The sequence below is a fragment of the Streptomyces sp. PTY087I2 genome (genome assembly GCF_001687325.1).
In the GTDB taxonomy this organism is placed as follows: Bacteria; Actinomycetota; Actinomycetes; order Streptomycetales; family Streptomycetaceae; genus Streptomyces.
In genome coordinates this window covers 1-15,990 of the sequence record NZ_LZRD01000023.1, presented here as the reverse complement: position 1 = coordinate 15,990, position 15,990 = coordinate 1, and the positions used below count along the sequence as shown (strand labels likewise).

General features: G+C 63.9%; 9 protein-coding genes and 7 pseudogenes. 10 read left to right on the top strand and 6 right to left on the bottom strand.

All coding sequences use genetic code 11. The features are described 5' to 3' along the window. The first annotated feature begins 200 nt into the window (after positions 1–200). A complete protein-coding gene (locus A3Q37_RS24665) occupies positions 201–1,655 on the top strand; it encodes an NCS2 family permease (RefSeq protein ID WP_065487829.1) in 1,455 nt (484 codons plus the stop codon). On the opposite strand, the gene A3Q37_RS24660 is transcribed toward A3Q37_RS24665, so the two are convergent. Next, on the bottom strand, positions 1,648–1,881 hold the full coding sequence (locus tag A3Q37_RS24660; protein WP_065487828.1) for a hypothetical protein: 234 nt from the start codon (positions 1,879–1,881) through the stop codon (positions 1,648–1,650). The genes A3Q37_RS24665 and A3Q37_RS24660 overlap by 8 nt on opposite strands. 135 nt (positions 1,882–2,016) lie before the next feature. Between A3Q37_RS24660 and A3Q37_RS24655 the strand changes: the two genes are divergently transcribed. Next, positions 2,017–2,457 (top strand): MarR family winged helix-turn-helix transcriptional regulator, encoded by a 441-nt coding sequence (locus tag A3Q37_RS24655; RefSeq protein ID WP_006126571.1) that lies wholly within the window; start codon positions 2,017–2,019, stop codon positions 2,455–2,457. Between the two features lie 141 nt (positions 2,458–2,598). Beyond that, positions 2,599–3,933, top strand: coding sequence for an MFS transporter (locus A3Q37_RS24650; RefSeq protein ID WP_065487827.1), 1,335 nt, complete (start codon positions 2,599–2,601; stop codon positions 3,931–3,933). 67 nt (positions 3,934–4,000) lie between these two features. On the opposite strand, the pseudogene A3Q37_RS24645 reads toward A3Q37_RS24650, so the two are convergent. After that, positions 4,001–4,459: pseudogene (locus A3Q37_RS24645) on the bottom strand (Uma2 family endonuclease); the annotation flags it as partial. Between A3Q37_RS24645 and A3Q37_RS36585 the strand changes: the two are divergent. The 3 genes and pseudogenes from A3Q37_RS36585 (at position 4,430) to A3Q37_RS24635 (ending at position 5,728) form a co-directional block, all read left to right on the top strand. Then, positions 4,430–4,567 carry an FxLD family lanthipeptide gene (locus A3Q37_RS36585; protein ID WP_369691470.1) on the top strand — a complete coding sequence of 46 codons (138 nt, stop codon included), beginning with the start codon at positions 4,430–4,432 and terminating at the stop codon, positions 4,565–4,567. The pseudogene A3Q37_RS24645 and the gene A3Q37_RS36585 overlap by 30 nt on opposite strands. A 125-nt stretch (positions 4,568–4,692) precedes the next feature. After that, a pseudogene (locus tag A3Q37_RS24640) lies at positions 4,693–5,109 on the top strand (ATP-binding protein); the annotation flags it as partial. A 4-nt stretch (positions 5,110–5,113) separates the two neighbouring features. Continuing rightward, on the top strand, positions 5,114–5,728 hold the full coding sequence (locus A3Q37_RS24635) for a hypothetical protein (RefSeq protein WP_255311929.1): 615 nt from the start codon (positions 5,114–5,116) through the stop codon (positions 5,726–5,728). Between the two features lie 74 nt (positions 5,729–5,802). Here the strand turns inward: A3Q37_RS24635 and A3Q37_RS35970 are convergent. After that, positions 5,803–6,383 (bottom strand): annotated as a pseudogene (locus A3Q37_RS35970) (transposase); the annotation flags it as partial. A gap of 47 nt (positions 6,384–6,430) precedes the next feature. Here A3Q37_RS35970 and A3Q37_RS24630 point away from each other — a divergent pair. Continuing rightward, positions 6,431–6,724 (top strand): annotated as a pseudogene (locus tag A3Q37_RS24630) (integrase core domain-containing protein); the annotation flags it as partial. A gap of 470 nt (positions 6,725–7,194) precedes the next feature. Next, a complete protein-coding gene (locus tag A3Q37_RS24625; RefSeq protein WP_065487825.1) occupies positions 7,195–8,142 on the top strand; it encodes a hypothetical protein in 948 nt (315 codons plus the stop codon). A 99-nt stretch (positions 8,143–8,241) separates the two neighbouring features. Here A3Q37_RS24625 and A3Q37_RS35965 read toward each other — a convergent pair. The 3 genes and pseudogenes from A3Q37_RS35965 to A3Q37_RS37980 form a co-directional block, all read right to left on the bottom strand. Then, positions 8,242–8,415: pseudogene (locus A3Q37_RS35965) on the bottom strand (transposase family protein); the annotation flags it as partial. A 390-nt stretch (positions 8,416–8,805) separates the two neighbouring features. Continuing rightward, positions 8,806–13,788, bottom strand: a complete 4,983-nt coding sequence (locus A3Q37_RS37350; RefSeq protein ID WP_176711504.1) for an RHS repeat-associated core domain-containing protein — start codon at positions 13,786–13,788, stop codon at positions 8,806–8,808. A gap of 115 nt (positions 13,789–13,903) precedes the next feature. Next, positions 13,904–14,085, bottom strand: a pseudogene (locus tag A3Q37_RS37980) (IS5/IS1182 family transposase); the annotation flags it as partial. A 20-nt stretch (positions 14,086–14,105) separates the two neighbouring features. Here A3Q37_RS37980 and A3Q37_RS35960 point away from each other — a divergent pair. Continuing rightward, positions 14,106–14,442 (top strand): annotated as a pseudogene (locus tag A3Q37_RS35960) (transposase); the annotation flags it as partial. A gap of 1,066 nt (positions 14,443–15,508) precedes the next feature. Beyond that, complete coding sequence (locus tag A3Q37_RS36880) at positions 15,509–15,901, top strand: hypothetical protein (RefSeq protein WP_176711503.1); 393 nt, start codon at positions 15,509–15,511, stop codon at positions 15,899–15,901. Positions 15,902–15,990 lie beyond the last annotated feature (89 nt).

Here is a 15,990-nt window from a genome sequence, read left to right as displayed (position 1 = left end):
TATGGGGCACCCCGCGGACCACCCGATCGGCGGGTGGCGGGCCGGTCCGCCCAAGGGTCTACGCGCGGAGATAGCGATCTTCGCTTGATGTATTCATACTGAATCTGCTTTGGGCTGGCTCGAATTGTTCGTCGGAACATCCAAATTCGATCACCTCTCGTCCTTTGCTCCGCCTCCCCTACGTACGACTGAGGTCACCCATGCCCCCCTCGGCCACCGCTCAGGTCGACTCCCCGCCCCCCGCGGCTCCGCAGCCCCAGGGCAGCCTGGACCGGTTCTTCAGGATCTCCGAGCGGGGGTCGACCGTCGCCCGTGAGTTCCGCGGCGGGTTCGCCACGTTCTTCGCGATGGCGTACATCATCGTGCTCAACCCGATCATCCTGGGCAGCGCGAAGGACATGTACGGCCACCAGCTCGACAACGGTCAGCTGGTCACCGCCACCGTGCTCTCCGCCGCCTTCTCCACGCTGCTCATGGGCGTCATCGGCAATGTGCCGATCGCGCTCGCCGCCGGCCTCGGCGTCAACACCGTGGTCGCCCTCCAGCTCGCCCCCCGGATGAGCTGGCCGGACGCGATGGGCATGGTGGTCCTCGCGGGTGTCGTGGTCATGCTGCTGGTCGCCACCGGGCTGCGGGAACGCGTGATGAACGCCGTGCCGAGGTCGCTCCGCAAGGGCATCGCGATCGGAATCGGCCTGTTCATCCTGCTGATCGGCCTCGTCGACTCCGGTTTCGTCTCGCGCATCCCGGACGCCGCGCACACCACCGTGCCGCTCCAGCTCGGCGGCGACGGCCACCTCAACGGCTGGCCGGTTCTCGTCTTCGTCCTCGGCGCGCTGCTCACCCTCGCGCTGATCGTGCGCAAGGTGCCCGGCGCGATCCTGATCTCGATCGTCGCCATGACGGGCGTCGCCGTGGTCATCGACGCGGTGGCGGGGCTGCCCGAGGGGGCGTGGGGTCTGACGACGCCGTCGTGGCCGGGCAATCCGGTCTCCGCGCCGGACTTCGGGCTGCTCGGCGAGGTCAGTCTGTTCGGCGGTTTCGAGAAGGTCGGCTATCTGACGGGCGTGCTGTTCGTCTTCACCGTGCTGCTTTCCTGCTTCTTCGACGCGATGGGCACCATTCTGGGCGTCGGCGACGAGGCGAAGCTGATGGACGAGAAGGGCAACTTCCCCGGCATCAACAAGGTGCTGTTCGTGGACGGCATCGCGGTCGCCTCGGGCGGGGCGACCTCGGCCTCCGCCACCACGTGCTTCGTGGAGTCCACCGCGGGCGTCGGCGAGGGCGCCCGCACCGGACTGGCGAGCGTGGTGACCGGTCTGCTCTTCTCGGTGGCGCTGTTCCTCACACCGCTGGCGACCATGGTCCCGTCGCAGGCGGCCACTCCCGCCCTGCTGGCGGTCGGCTTCCTGATCATCGCGGGTTCGGTGCGGGACATCGACTGGAGCGACTACACGCTCGCCGTCCCCGCGTTCCTCGCGATGGTGATGATGCCGTTCACGTACTCGATCACCAACGGCATCGGCATCGGCTTCGTCGCCTTCTCGGTGCTGCGGCTGGCGGCGGGCCGGGGCCGTGAGGTGCCGATCGCGATGTACGTGGTGTCGGCGGTCTTCGTCTTCTACTACGCGATGCCGGCGCTCGGCCTCACGTGATCGGGTCCCTGGTCACCGTAGGGCCTGTCGGTCCGCAGAGCTTCTCCGTCTCTCCGTAGAACTTCTCCGTCTCCTCGACGGCCACCTTGAAGCGTTCGTCGAAGTCGTCGCGGATGAGCGTCCGGACCACGTAGTCCTGGACGCTCATTCCGCGTTTCGCGGCGTGCTGCCGGAGCCGGTCGAGCAGCTCACCGTCTATCCGCAGGCTGAGTACTGTCGATCCCATGTCCAGCAGGGTCGCCGCCCCGGAGCGCTCTTTGCGTCACTTTCCGCTTCCAACTCACTCGTTCGGGTGATCGGAATTTACGGGAGGTGTAAACCGGGTGGTATTTAGATTGGGTAATGAGTTACGCTAACAAACATGCCTGACCTGATCCACGACGGCGACAGTGCCGCCGCCGTGAGCTCCCTCCGCTCCGCCGTGATGCTGCTGGGCCGTCGCCTGAAGCACCAGCGTGTCGACGAGTCGCTGAGCCCCACCGAGATGTCGGTGCTCGGCACCCTGGCCCGCTGCGGCTCGGCCACCCCCGGCGAGCTGGCCCGCAAGGAGCACGTGCAGCCGCCGTCGATGACCCGCATCGTCGCGCTGCTGGAGGCGAAGGGGCTGGTCAGGCTGGAACCGCACCCCGATGACCGTCGGCAGAAGAGGGTCAGCCAGACCGAGCAGGCCGAGGCCATGCTCGCGGAGAGCCGCACCAAGCGGAACGCCTGGCTGGCCCACCTCGCCGAGGGCCTGGACGAGGACGAGTGGGAGACGCTTCGGGCCGCCGCGCCCGTGTTGGAGAAGCTCGCCCACCTGTGACCCCACGGGCGCGCCGACGGTGATCCACCCGCCGGGCCGTATCCCTGTATACGGCCGGACCGGACCGGATCACCGCCGGAGCGCCCGTCGTCACGTCCTCGTCGGACCGCACGCCGCAGACGTACGAGGAGATGAACCCTTTTGAGTACGGGACCCGGAGCAGACTCCGCCCCCGCACCGACTTCCACCCACGAGAGCACGACCGGCGGGACCTTCTCGTCGCTGAAGATCCGCAACTACCGCCTGTTCGCCACGGGCGCCGTGATCTCCAACACCGGTACCTGGATGTCCCGCATCACGCAGGACTGGCTCGTGCTGAGCCTGACGGGTTCGGCCACCGCCGTAGGCATCACCACGGCCCTGCAATTCCTTCCGATGCTGCTCTTCGGCCTGTACGGCGGCGTCATCGCCGACCGCCTCCCGAAACGGCAGATCCTGCTCGTCAGCCAGGCCATGCTGGGCCTGTGCGGTATCGCGCTGGCCGTCCTGACCCTGACCGGGGTCGTGGAGGTCTGGCACGTCTACCTGGTCGCGTTCCTGCTCGGCATGGTGACCGTCGTCGACAACCCGGCCCGCCAGTCGTTCGTCTCCGAGATGGTCGGCCCCGCGCAGTTGCGCAACGCGGTCAGCCTGAACTCGGCGAACTTCCAGTCCGCCCGGCTCATCGGCCCCGCCGTCGCGGGCGTCCTGATCACCACGGTCGGCAGCGGCTGGGCGTTCCTGCTCAACGGCCTGTCCTTCCTGGCCCCGCTCATCGGCCTGCTGATGATGCGGACGAGTGAACTCCACGCCTCGGTGACCGTGCCCCGCGCCAAGGGCCAGCTCCGCGAGGGCCTGCGGTACGTCCGCGGCCGCCCCGAGCTGATCTGGCCGATCGTCCTGGTCGGCTTCGTCGGCACGTTCGGCTTCAACTTCCCGATCTGGCTGACCGCCTTCGCGGACGGGGTCTTCGACGGCGGCGCGGGCATGTACTCGTTCTTCAACATCCTGATGGCGGCCGGTTCACTGGCCGGCGCACTGCTGTCGGCCCGCCGCCGCTCCTCGCGGCTGCGGATGCTGGTGGCGGCGGGCACGGCGTTCGGCCTGCTGGAGATCGCGGCCTCGGTCTCCCCGTACGTCTGGCTGTTCTCGATCCTCCTGGTCCCGATCGGCATGCTGGGCCTCACGACGAACATCACGGCCAACACGAGCGTCCAGATGGCCGCCGACCCCGAGATGCGGGGCCGGGTGATGAGCCTGTACATGATGGTCTTCGCCGGGGGTACGCCGGTGGGGGCCCCGATCGTCGGCTGGATCAGCGACACGTACGGCGCCCGCATCGGCTTCGCGTCCGGCGGCGCGATCTCGGTGATCGCCGCCCTGGCCGTGGGCTTCGCCCTCGTCCGCGTCGGCGGCCTCCGCCTGAAGGTCGACCTCCGCCCGGGCCGCCCGCACGTCCGCTTCGTCCCGCGCGAGCAGCTGGCGACGGCGGCGTGAACCACGCGAAAGGCGCCCTTCCCCGGAGCGGGGGAGGGCGCCTTTCGCATGCTTGCCGGGCGCGGGGTCAGTCGCGGGGGAAGGCGTCGGTGGCGAGGGTGAGGCCGACGACGGTCGAGGTCAGGTCGACCGGGGTGCCGAAGTCGAGGCTCAGCACGCTGCGGTACTCGTCCTCCTTCGGGAGCGTGTGCAGGTGCCAGGTCCCGGTGTACGGGTCGACGATGAGGTAGACGGGGACACCGGCGGTGGCGTAGACGGCCTTCTTGACGCCGTAGTCGTTCGCGGCGGTGGCCTTCGAGATCACCTCGGCGACGAATTCGATGTCCTGGTAGCGCCAGCGGCCGTCCTCGCCCTTGATGGCGTCGGGCGAGAGGGCGACGACGTCGGAGGCGAAGCCGTTGAGGTGACCGGGGAGGTCGATACGTACATCGGTCTTCAGCTGCCGGCGTTCGTACGTGGTGCGGAGCTGCTCCAGGATGTCGAAGGTGATCTCCCAGTGCGTGTCCCGCTGCGGCGGCATGTAGACCTCGACGTCAGCGTGATCGAGTCCGGCGGAGCTGTCGAACCTGTCCTTGCTACCGATGGCGGCTGCGGGGCGTCGTGCGGCAACGCCTGCGCCTCGAACGTCGCCTGACCACACCTGATCTCCGGCCCGGTGCTCCTTCCGTGCCGGCGCCGCACATAGCGGCACCCCCTCAGCGACTCGCTCGGAGCCGCTCACGTCTATGGAGGAAGCAGCAGATGGAGCACGACGAGTACATCGCCGTCGCCCTCGCGGCCTGCCGGGCCGGCTACTCGATCTACTTCACCAGCCTCGACGACATGGCCCGCAACCTCACCGCCGCCGAATCTGCCGGGCGCCTGACGAGCAAACTCGGCAGCTACCTGCGGCCGGCCGTCCTCGTTCTGGACGAGATCGGCTACCAGCCCCTCGCCCGCGCGGAGGCGAACCTGGTCTTCCAGGTCATCTCCAAGCGCTACGAAAAGGGTTCGATCATCCTGACCTCGAACAAGACCTTCAGCGAATGGGGACAGGTGTTCGGCGACGAAGTCCTCGCCACCGCCATCCTCGACCGCCTCCTCCACCACTGCGGAGTCATCTCCGTCAACGGTCCCAGTCACCGGCTCAAGAACCGCCTCGCCGCCATCGAACGAGAGCAGAGCGACGCAGCCTGACAACATGGTCAACAATGACCACATGGATGTCACCGAACTGCTCGAATCGGCTTTCCTCCTCGTCCCGGAAGAGACCGCTACCGACAACGACATCACGGTGCAAGACATCTGGGACTACCTTGCCCACGACGAATGGCAGATCGCGCTGAGCCTGCTGGAGGAGCTCGGAGACGGACATCCCCTGCCGTTGACGTTCTGGGAGCAGCCTGCCGAGGCGGCAGAGCAACTCCGCCTTGAACGGAGCGCAGCTTGGTGCCACTGGCGGTGCTCCGAGATCCGAAACGGAATGATCCGGGCGGACCTGACGCTCCGTCCAGCCACGGAAGCACGACGCACGACACCAATCTCCGGTCACGGTGTTCTGCGGCCCATGTGGGACATCGGGAACCTCTCACCCACCGGGGGTGCTTCGGTGAGCATTGCCGGGCTCTGGGTCGAGGACATGCCCGTTCTGGAGCCCGGCGGCCGGGCCACTGTCCGCCTCGTTCCCCTCACGCCCTCTCACTGGGCGCACGTCGAAACCGGCCAGCGGATCAGCATGAACGAGGACAGGACCGTGGCCGGCACCGCAGTCGTGTTGGAGGTTCACCTCCCTGCCACCGCCATGCCTACGAGCTGACGTCGACTGCCCCGACCTCTCACTGGTGCAGATATCTCCGTACTTGGTGGAGCACTCACAGGAGTACGTCGACAGTCGCCGCGGTGCGGCTTGTTGCGCCCCTTCCAGGCCGGGCCCTCCGGGCCCACACGGTTGCCTCCGGCGTCGGTGACGTCCCCCGACAGCCGGGCCTGGACATAGGCTCGCAGCCTCGGATTGTCCACGAGCTTGGCCGTCTTCGGGCGCCGGGCCCGGCGTTCAGCGTGCCACTGCGCGGTCGAGGCTCGGTAGTCCAGCTTGTAGGTCCGGGTAGAGGCATTGCGCCGCAACTCACGGGAGACCGTCGACGGCGCCCGTCCGAGCCTGCGGGCGATCTCCCGGACTCCGGCGCCCCGGGCATGCCAGACGGCGATGTCCTCCCGTTCGGGAAACGACAGGTGCGCCCGGACACCTCATCAGGAAGACACGGATTCACGCCGCCAGCGTGCCGGAACCAGCGGAATCCCACCGGCCCGGACACCCCGGCAGCAGTGCACGCATCCTCGGTCTTGGCACCCCGAGCAACCGCCCTCCAGAACCTGACCCTGTCCTCACGCCAGGCCACCGACGGCCTGCCCGGCGACGGCATCAACCCCCAATACGCACGAACCTGCTTGTGCCGCTCCACAGAGCCCATCGCTCCACCTCCCGATCAAGGTGTTGCGACGATCAGTTGAATCCGGTCAATACAGCGCGGCCGCTTTCGCCGAGGTATGCCGCCGCCACGGCATCCGGCGCAGCATGGGCCGGGTCGGCTCGAGCTACGACAATGCCCTCGCCGAGTCGTTCTTCCAGGGCCTCAAGCGCGAATTGCTCCACGGCAGGCGCTGGACTTCGAAGACTCAGACTCGGCTGGAGCTGTTCCGCTGGCTGTCGTACTACAACCGGCGCCGTCGGCATTCCGCCCTCGGCTACCTCACACCGGTCGAGTTCGAACAGCAATTGATCACGTCACGTACGCTGTCACTCGTCGCATGAAACTCGGTGTCCACTCCCGGGGATCAACCTTAGTTCTGGTCGGCGGCGAACGGCCGGGCACTTTCGCACGCGCCGGACTACTTCGCCCGCCGCGACGACGGGTGAGCCGCTGGCCGTGCTGCCGGTGCTGTTCCACCTGCTGTAGTCGCACGAACTGACAGTGGACGTGTCGGTGCCCCTGCACGCCGGCTCCCTGGTCTCGCCGGAGGCGGGCCGGTGAGCGCGGGCGGGGGCTTGGTGCTGCGGCCGGGCGACTGGCTGACCTTCGACGGCGACGAGCCCGCACACGCCTCGAGCGGGCCTGGCGGACTGTTACCTGGCGGAGCGGCGGCGTCGAGGTGGCGCTGTGGGACCTGAGATGGCGTCCGCGTAGACAGTTCCGGGGGTGGCGGGTCACTGTCGGTACCGAACCGTAGGTTGGTGTGCCATTGGTCTCGCCGACGGCACACACCCCTGGAAGGCACCGCCCCGTGTTCAAGATCAAGGAACGCCTGCGTTCGCTGGAGATACCCACGAGAGTCCGGGCTGTGTCCGAGAATCAGCAGTTCGGAATCGCTACCATCCTCGGATTGCTCGTCCCTGTGCTGATGTTCGTGGGCGTGGCCACTGGTTCTCGGGTCTGGCTCATGGTCCAGCTCCCGGTCGGTGTGTTGCTCACACTTCCCACGCTCTGGCTCCTCAGGCCCTGGTACGACAACCTGCCCGAGCGAAGCCAGCGCCGGTTCACAGCCGCGCCGCTGATCTATTACGTCGTTCTCGTGATGCTGTTTGCCTGGCTGGCGCTGATCACGGCGCCGTCTGACCGAGGATGGGCCGCCACGCTGCTCCTCCTGGTATGGGGCCTCCAGTTCGTCTACGGAACCGGCGTCGAGCCGAACAACTTCGCGCTCGAACGACTTCGCGGACGGCTGGCAAGGGCAGCGCCGGTGCGTGTCTTCACCATCTGGTGCGGCCTGATCGGCGTGCTCTGGTTCATGGAGCACACCCAGGATGACCCAAAGTTCCGCCCGGTGCTCCTGGGAGCGACGCTCACCCTGGGTGCGGCAGGTGCCGCCGCCACGCTGAAAGTCTTCGCCCGTGTCCGCAAAATCAGCACGGCCCTGCACCTGCGGACGCAAGACATGATCAGGTCTTTGGAAGAACTCCGCCATTCATCGGATGACGACCGTCAGGACAAGCAGGCGGCGTCACGACGTACGTGGGACGCCCTGGAAGCGACGCTCCTCACCCGCGTCGACACCGGCTTCCACTTGGTCGGCTCTTTCGTGCTGCCGACCGCAGCGATCAAGAAGCTGGAACGATGCGTACTGCTGGCAGTCGATGCACCGAGCCATGACCAAGCTTTGCATCAACTCGCCATAGACGACTTGCAGGTCATGCGCGCCGCCTGCCGGGGACGGATCGACGTGCTGGCATAGGACGGGCCCGTGAGGAAGAGCGCACCTGACCATGGGGAAGCCCGCCAACCAAGAGAGGTTGGCGGGCTTCCCCGGGCTTGACGGGTCTGACACGCCTCTTCAGCGTTGACGCTCCAGTGTGAGGACCGCCTTGGCGATTGACGTCATGGGGTTGGGGCTGCAGCGGGATCTGCGGTAGATCCGCCACGACTTCAGGCGGGCGACGCCGCGTTCGACGGGTGCTCGTGCCGCGGCCAGGACTCGGTTGTGCGTCCAGTCGGTGGGAGTAAGTTGCACCGCCGCTCGCCCTCACGGGTGACGATCAGCATGGTGACCCACTCCACGAGTGCATGCGGCAGGTCGAGTGCGGCAGGATGGTTGACCAACGAGGCCCCCAGAGCAACGTGATTGAGACGTCAGACATCTCGATCAACAGCCCGGGGGCCTCGCTTGTTGCGTCACGGACCATCACCGATCGGTGGCGACCTCGAAAAAGCTCATTGTTTTCGGGGCCAACAGGGCTCCTGTGTGGGGATGTTGCTGAGCGAGAGCACGAGCCGAACGGCCAGGAGCCCTGTCAGGTCGCGATATCCTATCTACTCTTCGTCATCAGCCGGAGGGTGAGAACGGTCTGATAAAGGCGACATTGGCCCTCACCCCGAGTGGTTCACAGTCTCAAATCGCTTAGTAGAATTTGTAGTAGAAGGGCGAGTATGAGTATGTGGGGCCCAGTTGCAGGTATTCGCGGACCACGCTGTCGTTACGGCTGAAGCAGAATGCCGCGATGATTTCGTTACTGGAGTCCTGTCGCAGGACTCTCCCGATCTCCTGGGGTGACATCTCTGGTGTGTAGTAGATGACCACTCTGCTCTGCGACTTCCTCGGAAACGCATCCAACTTCCGACTCTTTTTGGTCCGGAGAGAAAGTTTTGTGTTGACGTCTTCCCTAAAGAATCTAACCTCCTCGCACTTCTTGGTTCTGACTCCCAGCTCGGCGCCGTGCGTCGCGCTGAGGATGTGAACCTGCTTGCCGCGACTCAACGCATCCGCGGTGACTTCCCTGACCAAAGAAGCATGGACTGGATCTTGGCTGACCCATACCCTTGCGCCTTCGGCGTTGGTCACGGATTGGAAGGTACGTGGGAACCGTCCTGGCAGAACTACTGGCCGGCCAACGGCTTCAGGGTTGGTCTGGGCCAGTTTTAGTGTCTCGCCGGCCGGCACGGGTACGTCAAATTCTGTACCGTTCTTCACTAGTGTCATATAGTGTCCGCCTACTTTCTGTAGCCCGAGTCCCCCGTCTTTCGGTAGCTCGCCTTTCTGTAGCGCGAGTCCGCGGTCGGCTCCTTCGGTGAGTTCTGAAGCTGCTTTGGCTGCGCGAGCCGTGGCTACTCCGGCGCCTAGCCCTACGATTCCGGTGCCGAGGGAGATCCATCCGAGGATGCTGGAGGCTTTGGGGGAGGCTTCTTCGGCGGCTCCGCTGGCGATGGAGGTGACGTCGGAGACGACGCCGAGGGCGCCGACGACGACGGCGGAGGTGTCGGCGAGTGCTGCGCCGATCCCGCCGGCGACGCCGATGGCAATACCGCCGGTGACTGCGGTGAGGGCGAGGCCGGCGATGCCGAGGCCGATGCCGAGCAAGGCTTTCCAGCTGAGGTGGCCGGTGGGGTCGGTGCGGTTGACGGGGTCGCCGAGGCAGTAGGAGTAGGGGTTGATGCCTCCGGCGCCGAAGGGGCTGAGGGTGTCGGGGGTGTGGAAGCGCAGGAGGGCGGGGTTGTAGGTGCGGGTGCCGTTGCCGAGGTGGTAGCAGCCGGTTTCGGGGTCGGTGCGCTGGCCGGTGTAGCCGAGGATGCTGGTCTGCGGTTGCGGAGGGCGCTGGCCGTAGGGCGTGTAGGTGGGGAGTTCTGGGTCGCCGGTGTCTTGCGTTGTGGAGAGGGGGGTTTGGTTGCCTTCTGCGGACAGGAGTTGAGTCTGGCCGTTGCGGTTCTGAGCGACGCATGCGTTGGTCAGCTGAAGGAGCCGGGTGGGCTGGCCGTCTTCGACCAGGGTGGAGAGGGTCTCGCCGCGGTAGTGCAGGACGTTGGTGTGTTCGGTTGTCTGCTGGGTGAAGAGCCGGCTGAGCGGGTCGTATCCGTAGGTGTTGGCCGGGCCTGCTGATTTCAGGCGTCCGAGGGAGTCGTAGGTGAGGGTGCGACCGTCCTCGTCGGTGGTCAGTCGGCCGGCCGCGTCGTAGGCCAGGATGATCTGGGAGGGATAGGCGCCGCCGGTGTGGGTGATGCTGGTCAGCTGACAGGGGTCGGATGCGTTGTCGTAGTTGTACGTTGCTGTGTCGGAGCCGCCGTCCATGAACTGGGACTGGCACTGGGTGACGTTGCCGTAGGCGTCGTAGGTGAAGGTCTGCTGGGTGATCTGGTTGTTGTGATCGTCTACTGGTCCGCTTCCGGTGCGGGTGCAGGTGTAGGTGTGGAGTTGGTTGCGGTTGGTGTAGGTGAAGGTTTCGTCACGGAGTACTTGTGTGCCGTAGCTGAACGTTTTGCGGGTGATGAGGTCGTTGTTCTGCCATTCCTGGGCGAGGGTCCAGGTGTTTCCCCGGCTGTCCGTGACGGTGCGCTTCTTCTCGCGGCCGAAGTCGTCCGGGGTGACGGTGGTGGTGAGGGCGTATCCGGTATGGGGATCCTTGGCCGTCCATGTGCTGAGGCGGCCAGCGGAGTCGTAGCCCAGCGATGCTTCCATGTCCGGGTCCGTGACGGCGCTGACGCGGGCATAGGCATCCCGTTCAGTCTTCCGGACTGTGCCGTCCACTGCCGTATGGGTGTGCTCGAGACCGCCAAGAGTGAAGCCCCAGCTCGCAGTGGCATCTGGTGAGCCGGAGTAGCTGGTGGTCTCGGAGTCCGGCAGGCCGGAGGGGGTGTACTCGCGCGTGATGGTGACGTCACCTTCCTGGGCCTGGGTTAGGAAGCCGGTAACCGGATTAGGGGTGATCGTCTGGGTGATAGAGCCGGTCTGGATCTGCGAGATGGTGTTGCCCAGCTCTGGGATGAACTGGTAATTGACTTCCTGCAGATCGGGCATGACTGCTTTGTAAGGGATGGGATCGCTGGCCTTGTCGTATCGGTAGGACCAGGTGCGGCCGCCGGAGGTGGTGGCAGTCCGCCGGCCCATGCCGTCGAAGGACTGCGTGCCGTAAGAGGCTCCGTTCACGGTGAGGTTCACAGCCAACGCGCCGGAGGAGAACGGCTCGTATCCCTGGATGGTCACCGTGCCGTCCATCAGGGTGGTCCGGGTGAGCCGGTCTCGTACGTCGTAGTCGTAGCGCGTGGTGTTCCCGGCCTCGTCAGTCTCACGTCGCACCCTGCCCCAGCCATCGCGTTCGAACAGGCGGCTGCCGGCCGAGGCACCCTGGAGGTCGAACCGCTCCACCTTCACCGGTTCGCCTCGCACGTTGCAGGTCGCTACCGTCTTGCCGGTGACCGGGGTACCGTTGCCGAGCTGCTGGCTCGCCGTCGTCAGGCTGACGGGATCGGTCTGGGTGGACTGGCCCGCCCCATCACTGGACGTGCTCTTTTCCTGCTGGCCCCAGTTGTCATAGGAAAACGTCTGGGTCTGCCCGATCCTGCTGCCGTCAGGGAGGTAGTCGGACACCGTCATCGATGCCGTGCGGCCCTGCTCGTCATAGCTCACCTGCTTGACGGTGTGCCAGTCGCCGCCAGTGTTCTTGTACTCGCGCAGAATCGGCCGGCCCGCGCCGTCGAAACTCTCACGGACCTGATTGCGCAATGGGTCCGTGGACGTCATCTGGAACGGTGCACTGCCGCCCACGGTGTAGGCGTGGTTCTCTGTCGCTTCATACTGGGTGTCCGGATTCGAGGTTCGGGACAGTACCCGCCCAAGAGCATCATAGGTCAGGGCCGTTGTGACGCCCTGCTCGTCAACAGCCGACCGCAGGCGCCCGGTAAACCTCGAGCGCTTCTGCGACCGTGTCACCGTGAGCTGATCATAAGTCACCAGAGTATGGGACTGTGAAATCATTTCCCCGTCCACCGAGAAGCTGAAGGCGTGGGTCGAGGAATATGAATCTCCACCCTCCCCGTCCGGGTACTCAGTCTCCGTCAGCTTGTTGATACGGCCGAACTCTGCACCCGATAGGACATATCCGCAAGACTTCCGACTCAGCGCCTGGCCATCGGCGTACTCCGTCTCCTCCGACTGCACCACCACAGACGTAACCTGCGGATCCGGGGTGGCATATGCCTTGTAGCGGTAAGAAGTCTTCCTGACAGGCGCATCAAATTCGGTGGCCGGAGGCGTCCGGACAACGTCCTTAAGCCAACGGGCGAACCCATTGGGATCAGGAGGGCAGTCCTCACCGTCGCCATCCACCGGATAGAACGTCCAGTCCGTCCGCGCCCCATCCGGATCAATCCGACTCTGCGGATTACCCTGCTCGTCAAAATTGGTCACTGTGACCTCGCTCCGCGCATTCTTCTGCGCATCGGTCCAAGTGACCGTCCGCATCTTCGGGAGCTGGAACTGCGGAGGCTGCTGTTCAAACGACTGACCAACGGTCGCATAATAGTCGGTATGGACAAGGCCGGAATATCCCTCCAGCTCTGTCATCTCGTCCGTCAGCAGATGGTAGCTGTTATATGTGCGAGTAACTTTCTGAGTCTTACCCCCACAAGTCCGAGACTCAACAGAATAGTACGTATATCCCGTCTCGAAACCATAAAGAGTATCATTATCAGAGTCGAAAGTCGCGCCAGGGTACGCGCCTCCGACGAAGTTGGTGCTACTGAACATGTAGGACGCCTCAATCGCGGGCTGATCACCACCAGGCACGAGCGTATACAGCCCTACATAAGGCAGCTTAGGAAGTGAGCTGCTATCAGGGAACTCGTGCCCATCCCTGTTGTAGTTGACTGTCTCCGACATTCCGCCCGGCATAAGAACCCCGGTAATCCACTCACCCCATTCACCCATGTCGTCATAGGAGAAAGTCCATACCAGTGGGTCCGCGTCGGGCACGAGCAGGCGCACATTATTCAGTAGTTCGTTCTTAAAGATAAGCTCTACGTCATAAGCTTCAGAAAGATCAGGTAGAACGTGCAGAACGGTCTTGGAGATACCGAAGTATTCTACATTTAGCAGCACTTGGCCACTCTCATCATGAACCTGATAAATGCGGGGCTGCGCGGCGTCCCAATTCCAGTCGAATGTCAAGCGGTGACCCGAGGGCGTCACCCAAGCGGTCGGAACTTTGTGACTGTACGCATTGTCCGGCCCAGTCAGAATCTCGACGTCACCAGATTTGTGGACGATTCGATAGGAATCATCATCCTTCGTAAATCGGACCGTATCTAGGCCCTTCTGCTGCAAATGCACATCCGTATCGGTCTCCAAGACTTTGTACTGTTCGCCAGTCGACAGGGCCAACAGCCGATTATCGGTATCGTAAGTCGTCAACGCTAGCTGGAAACCCTGCCCGAAACCTGCATCCACACTATTGAGCGGCGAATAACTCAGGCTCAGCGGAAGTGACGGGCCAAGATTATTATTTCCCACCAAACTGCCCAGAGTGACTTCAACCCCGAACAGCCCCGTCCGGGGATCAACCCCACCCGACACTGCACTATCAAAATTGCCAGCCTGCGTAAAGAACGAAGACATAGGGGAACTCATAATTCAACACTCCAAACACTCGGGCACAAAGCCAACAGCGGAGACAGCACCTGGCAAACTCATACGTCTCCCCCTACCCTCCGCCCCTCGGCAGGGAGTCCAGCTTGCGCTGCGAGTGGCCGAACCGTCCCCGGACAGGCGGGGTGGCATCCAGCAGCATGAACTCGGTGACGTAGTTGCGGTTGTGCCCAGTGAAGGTGACCGCGAGCGGATCCCGTGCCTGCCGATGATCAGGTGATGCTCGGAGATGGCCCGGCCCCGGCCCGGGCCGACCGGCGAGGGGCCCGTGCAGATCCCCCGAACACGCCGCCGACCACATCGAGGCCACCACACTGACGCTGGCCCAGCTGCCGAAACGGCCCTGACGGGGACGCCGGACGCTGATCCGCACCGACTCCGGCGGCGGCACCCACGAGTTCGTCGCCTGGCTCGCCCAGCGTGGAAGGTGGCTGTCGTACTCGATCGGCATGACCATCACCGAGCAGATTCACCAGGCCGTCCTCAAGGTCTCGGCCCCCGGCCTGGGCACCGGCGGTCGAGCCCGGCGGCGAGAACCGGGACAGAGCCTGGGTCGCCGAACTCGCCGGGGACTGCCTCAAGGGCTGGCCGAAGGGAATGCGGCTGATCGTCCGCAAGGAACGGCTGAGGTTGATCCCCGGGAGTGGACACCGAGTTTCATGCGACGATTGACAGCGTACGTGACGTGATCAATTGCTGTTCGAACTCGACCGGTGTGAGGTAGTGCTCGAACCTGGTGGATCTGGGCCGGTAGCGGTGCGTATGCAGGTCACCCTTTCGGTTGGTCTGACAACTCCTGGGTCGGTCTACGAAAGCTGGCTGGGAGGCCACGAGGAAGGCCTGCATCTCCCCAGAGCCGAGGGGGCGCCCGGGGTCGATGACCTAATAGTGATCAAAAGACCGGCAGATTCCTACACCTCAAGTGCACCTTTGCCGATGGCTCCAGGCTGTTCCCCAAGGCGTCGGAGTGGTCTGGTCGCTCCGAGACTAATCTTAGTGTGGCATTCCTGAATCTTCTTTTGGAGGTCGAACATGACGCAATCGCCGACATTGGTCGCCCAAGGAATCGGTGATTCTTTTGGCGTGGCAATCGATTCAATGGGGAATATCTATGCCGCCGACTACTATAACCAGAAGGTATGGAGGGTGAAAAGCGAGGGCGATGGAAGCTTGGAGGTATTTGCAACCCTACCCGACCGTGTCGCACATGTGGCGCTAGACGACGAGGCGGATTGCGCCTACATCACTACACCTGACGCGCTATGGAAAGTGGCCGGCCTGCACGACACTGTGGACAGCACGCAAAAAAAGCTCGTCGCTAGCATACCGGGTGCCATAGGCGTCACGTTGGACACGGCCAGGCGTTTCGGATACGTCACTGCGAACGGCGCTCTGTTGAGGGTGGCCCTGGACGGCCAGCCTGGCACGAATACCACCGAAGTGGCTCGCATTGAAACTGACGAGATCGGCGATGTAGCACTGGATGGAAATAGGGAGAATGCATATGTGACCGACGTTAAAGGTGGCTCACTGTTCAAGATTAACCTGGAGAAGGAGACATCAATAAAGGTTGGCGAGAATCTCGGCAACCCTATGGGTGTAACGCTGGATGACCTAGGCAATGCCTATGTCACGAGCGGCAAGGNTGAGGGTGGCCCTGGACGGCCAGCCTGGCACGAATACCACCGAAGTGGCTCGCATTGAAACTGACGAGATCGGCGATGTAGCACTGGATGGAAATAGGGAGAATGCATATGTGACCGACGTTAAAGGTGGCTCACTGTTCAAGATTAACCTGGAGAAGGAGACATCAATAAAGGTTGGCGAGAATCTCGGCAACCCTATGGGTGTAACGCTGGATGACCTAGGCAATGCCTATGTCACGAGCGGCAAGGAGATTCTTTGGAGGGTGAGTCCAGGAAATGTGCAGCCGGTTCAAATTGCAAGCATTCCAGTTACCCCGCCTGCGACAATTTGCAGTACTGCGGGTGTGACTTGGAATGACGCTCACGATAGGGTCTGTGTCACTGACAGATCCGGTTACCTGTGGCAGGTTGATCAAGTTTCATCACGCGTGTTCTGAAGGTTCCCGTGAGGAAGCAGGACCGTGCGGGGAGGTTTCGCGTTGTACACGGCCACGGCTCGGCGACGCTCACAACAGTCGGCTGACGA

Coding starts and splice junctions, on each gene's coding strand:
- A3Q37_RS24655 (WP_006126571.1), top strand. CDS start 2,017: ATGCCTGACCTGATCCACGACGGCGACAGTGCCGCCGCCGTGAGCTCC.
- A3Q37_RS24635 (WP_255311929.1), top strand. CDS start 5,114: ATGGTCAACAATGACCACATGGATGTCACCGAACTGCTCGAATCGGCT.
- A3Q37_RS24660 (WP_065487828.1), bottom strand. CDS start 1,881: ATGGGATCGACAGTACTCAGCCTGCGGATAGACGGTGAGCTGCTCGAC.
- A3Q37_RS24665 (WP_065487829.1), top strand. CDS start 201: ATGCCCCCCTCGGCCACCGCTCAGGTCGACTCCCCGCCCCCCGCGGCT.
- A3Q37_RS37350 (WP_176711504.1), bottom strand. CDS start 13,788: ATGTCTTCGTTCTTTACGCAGGCTGGCAATTTTGATAGTGCAGTGTCG.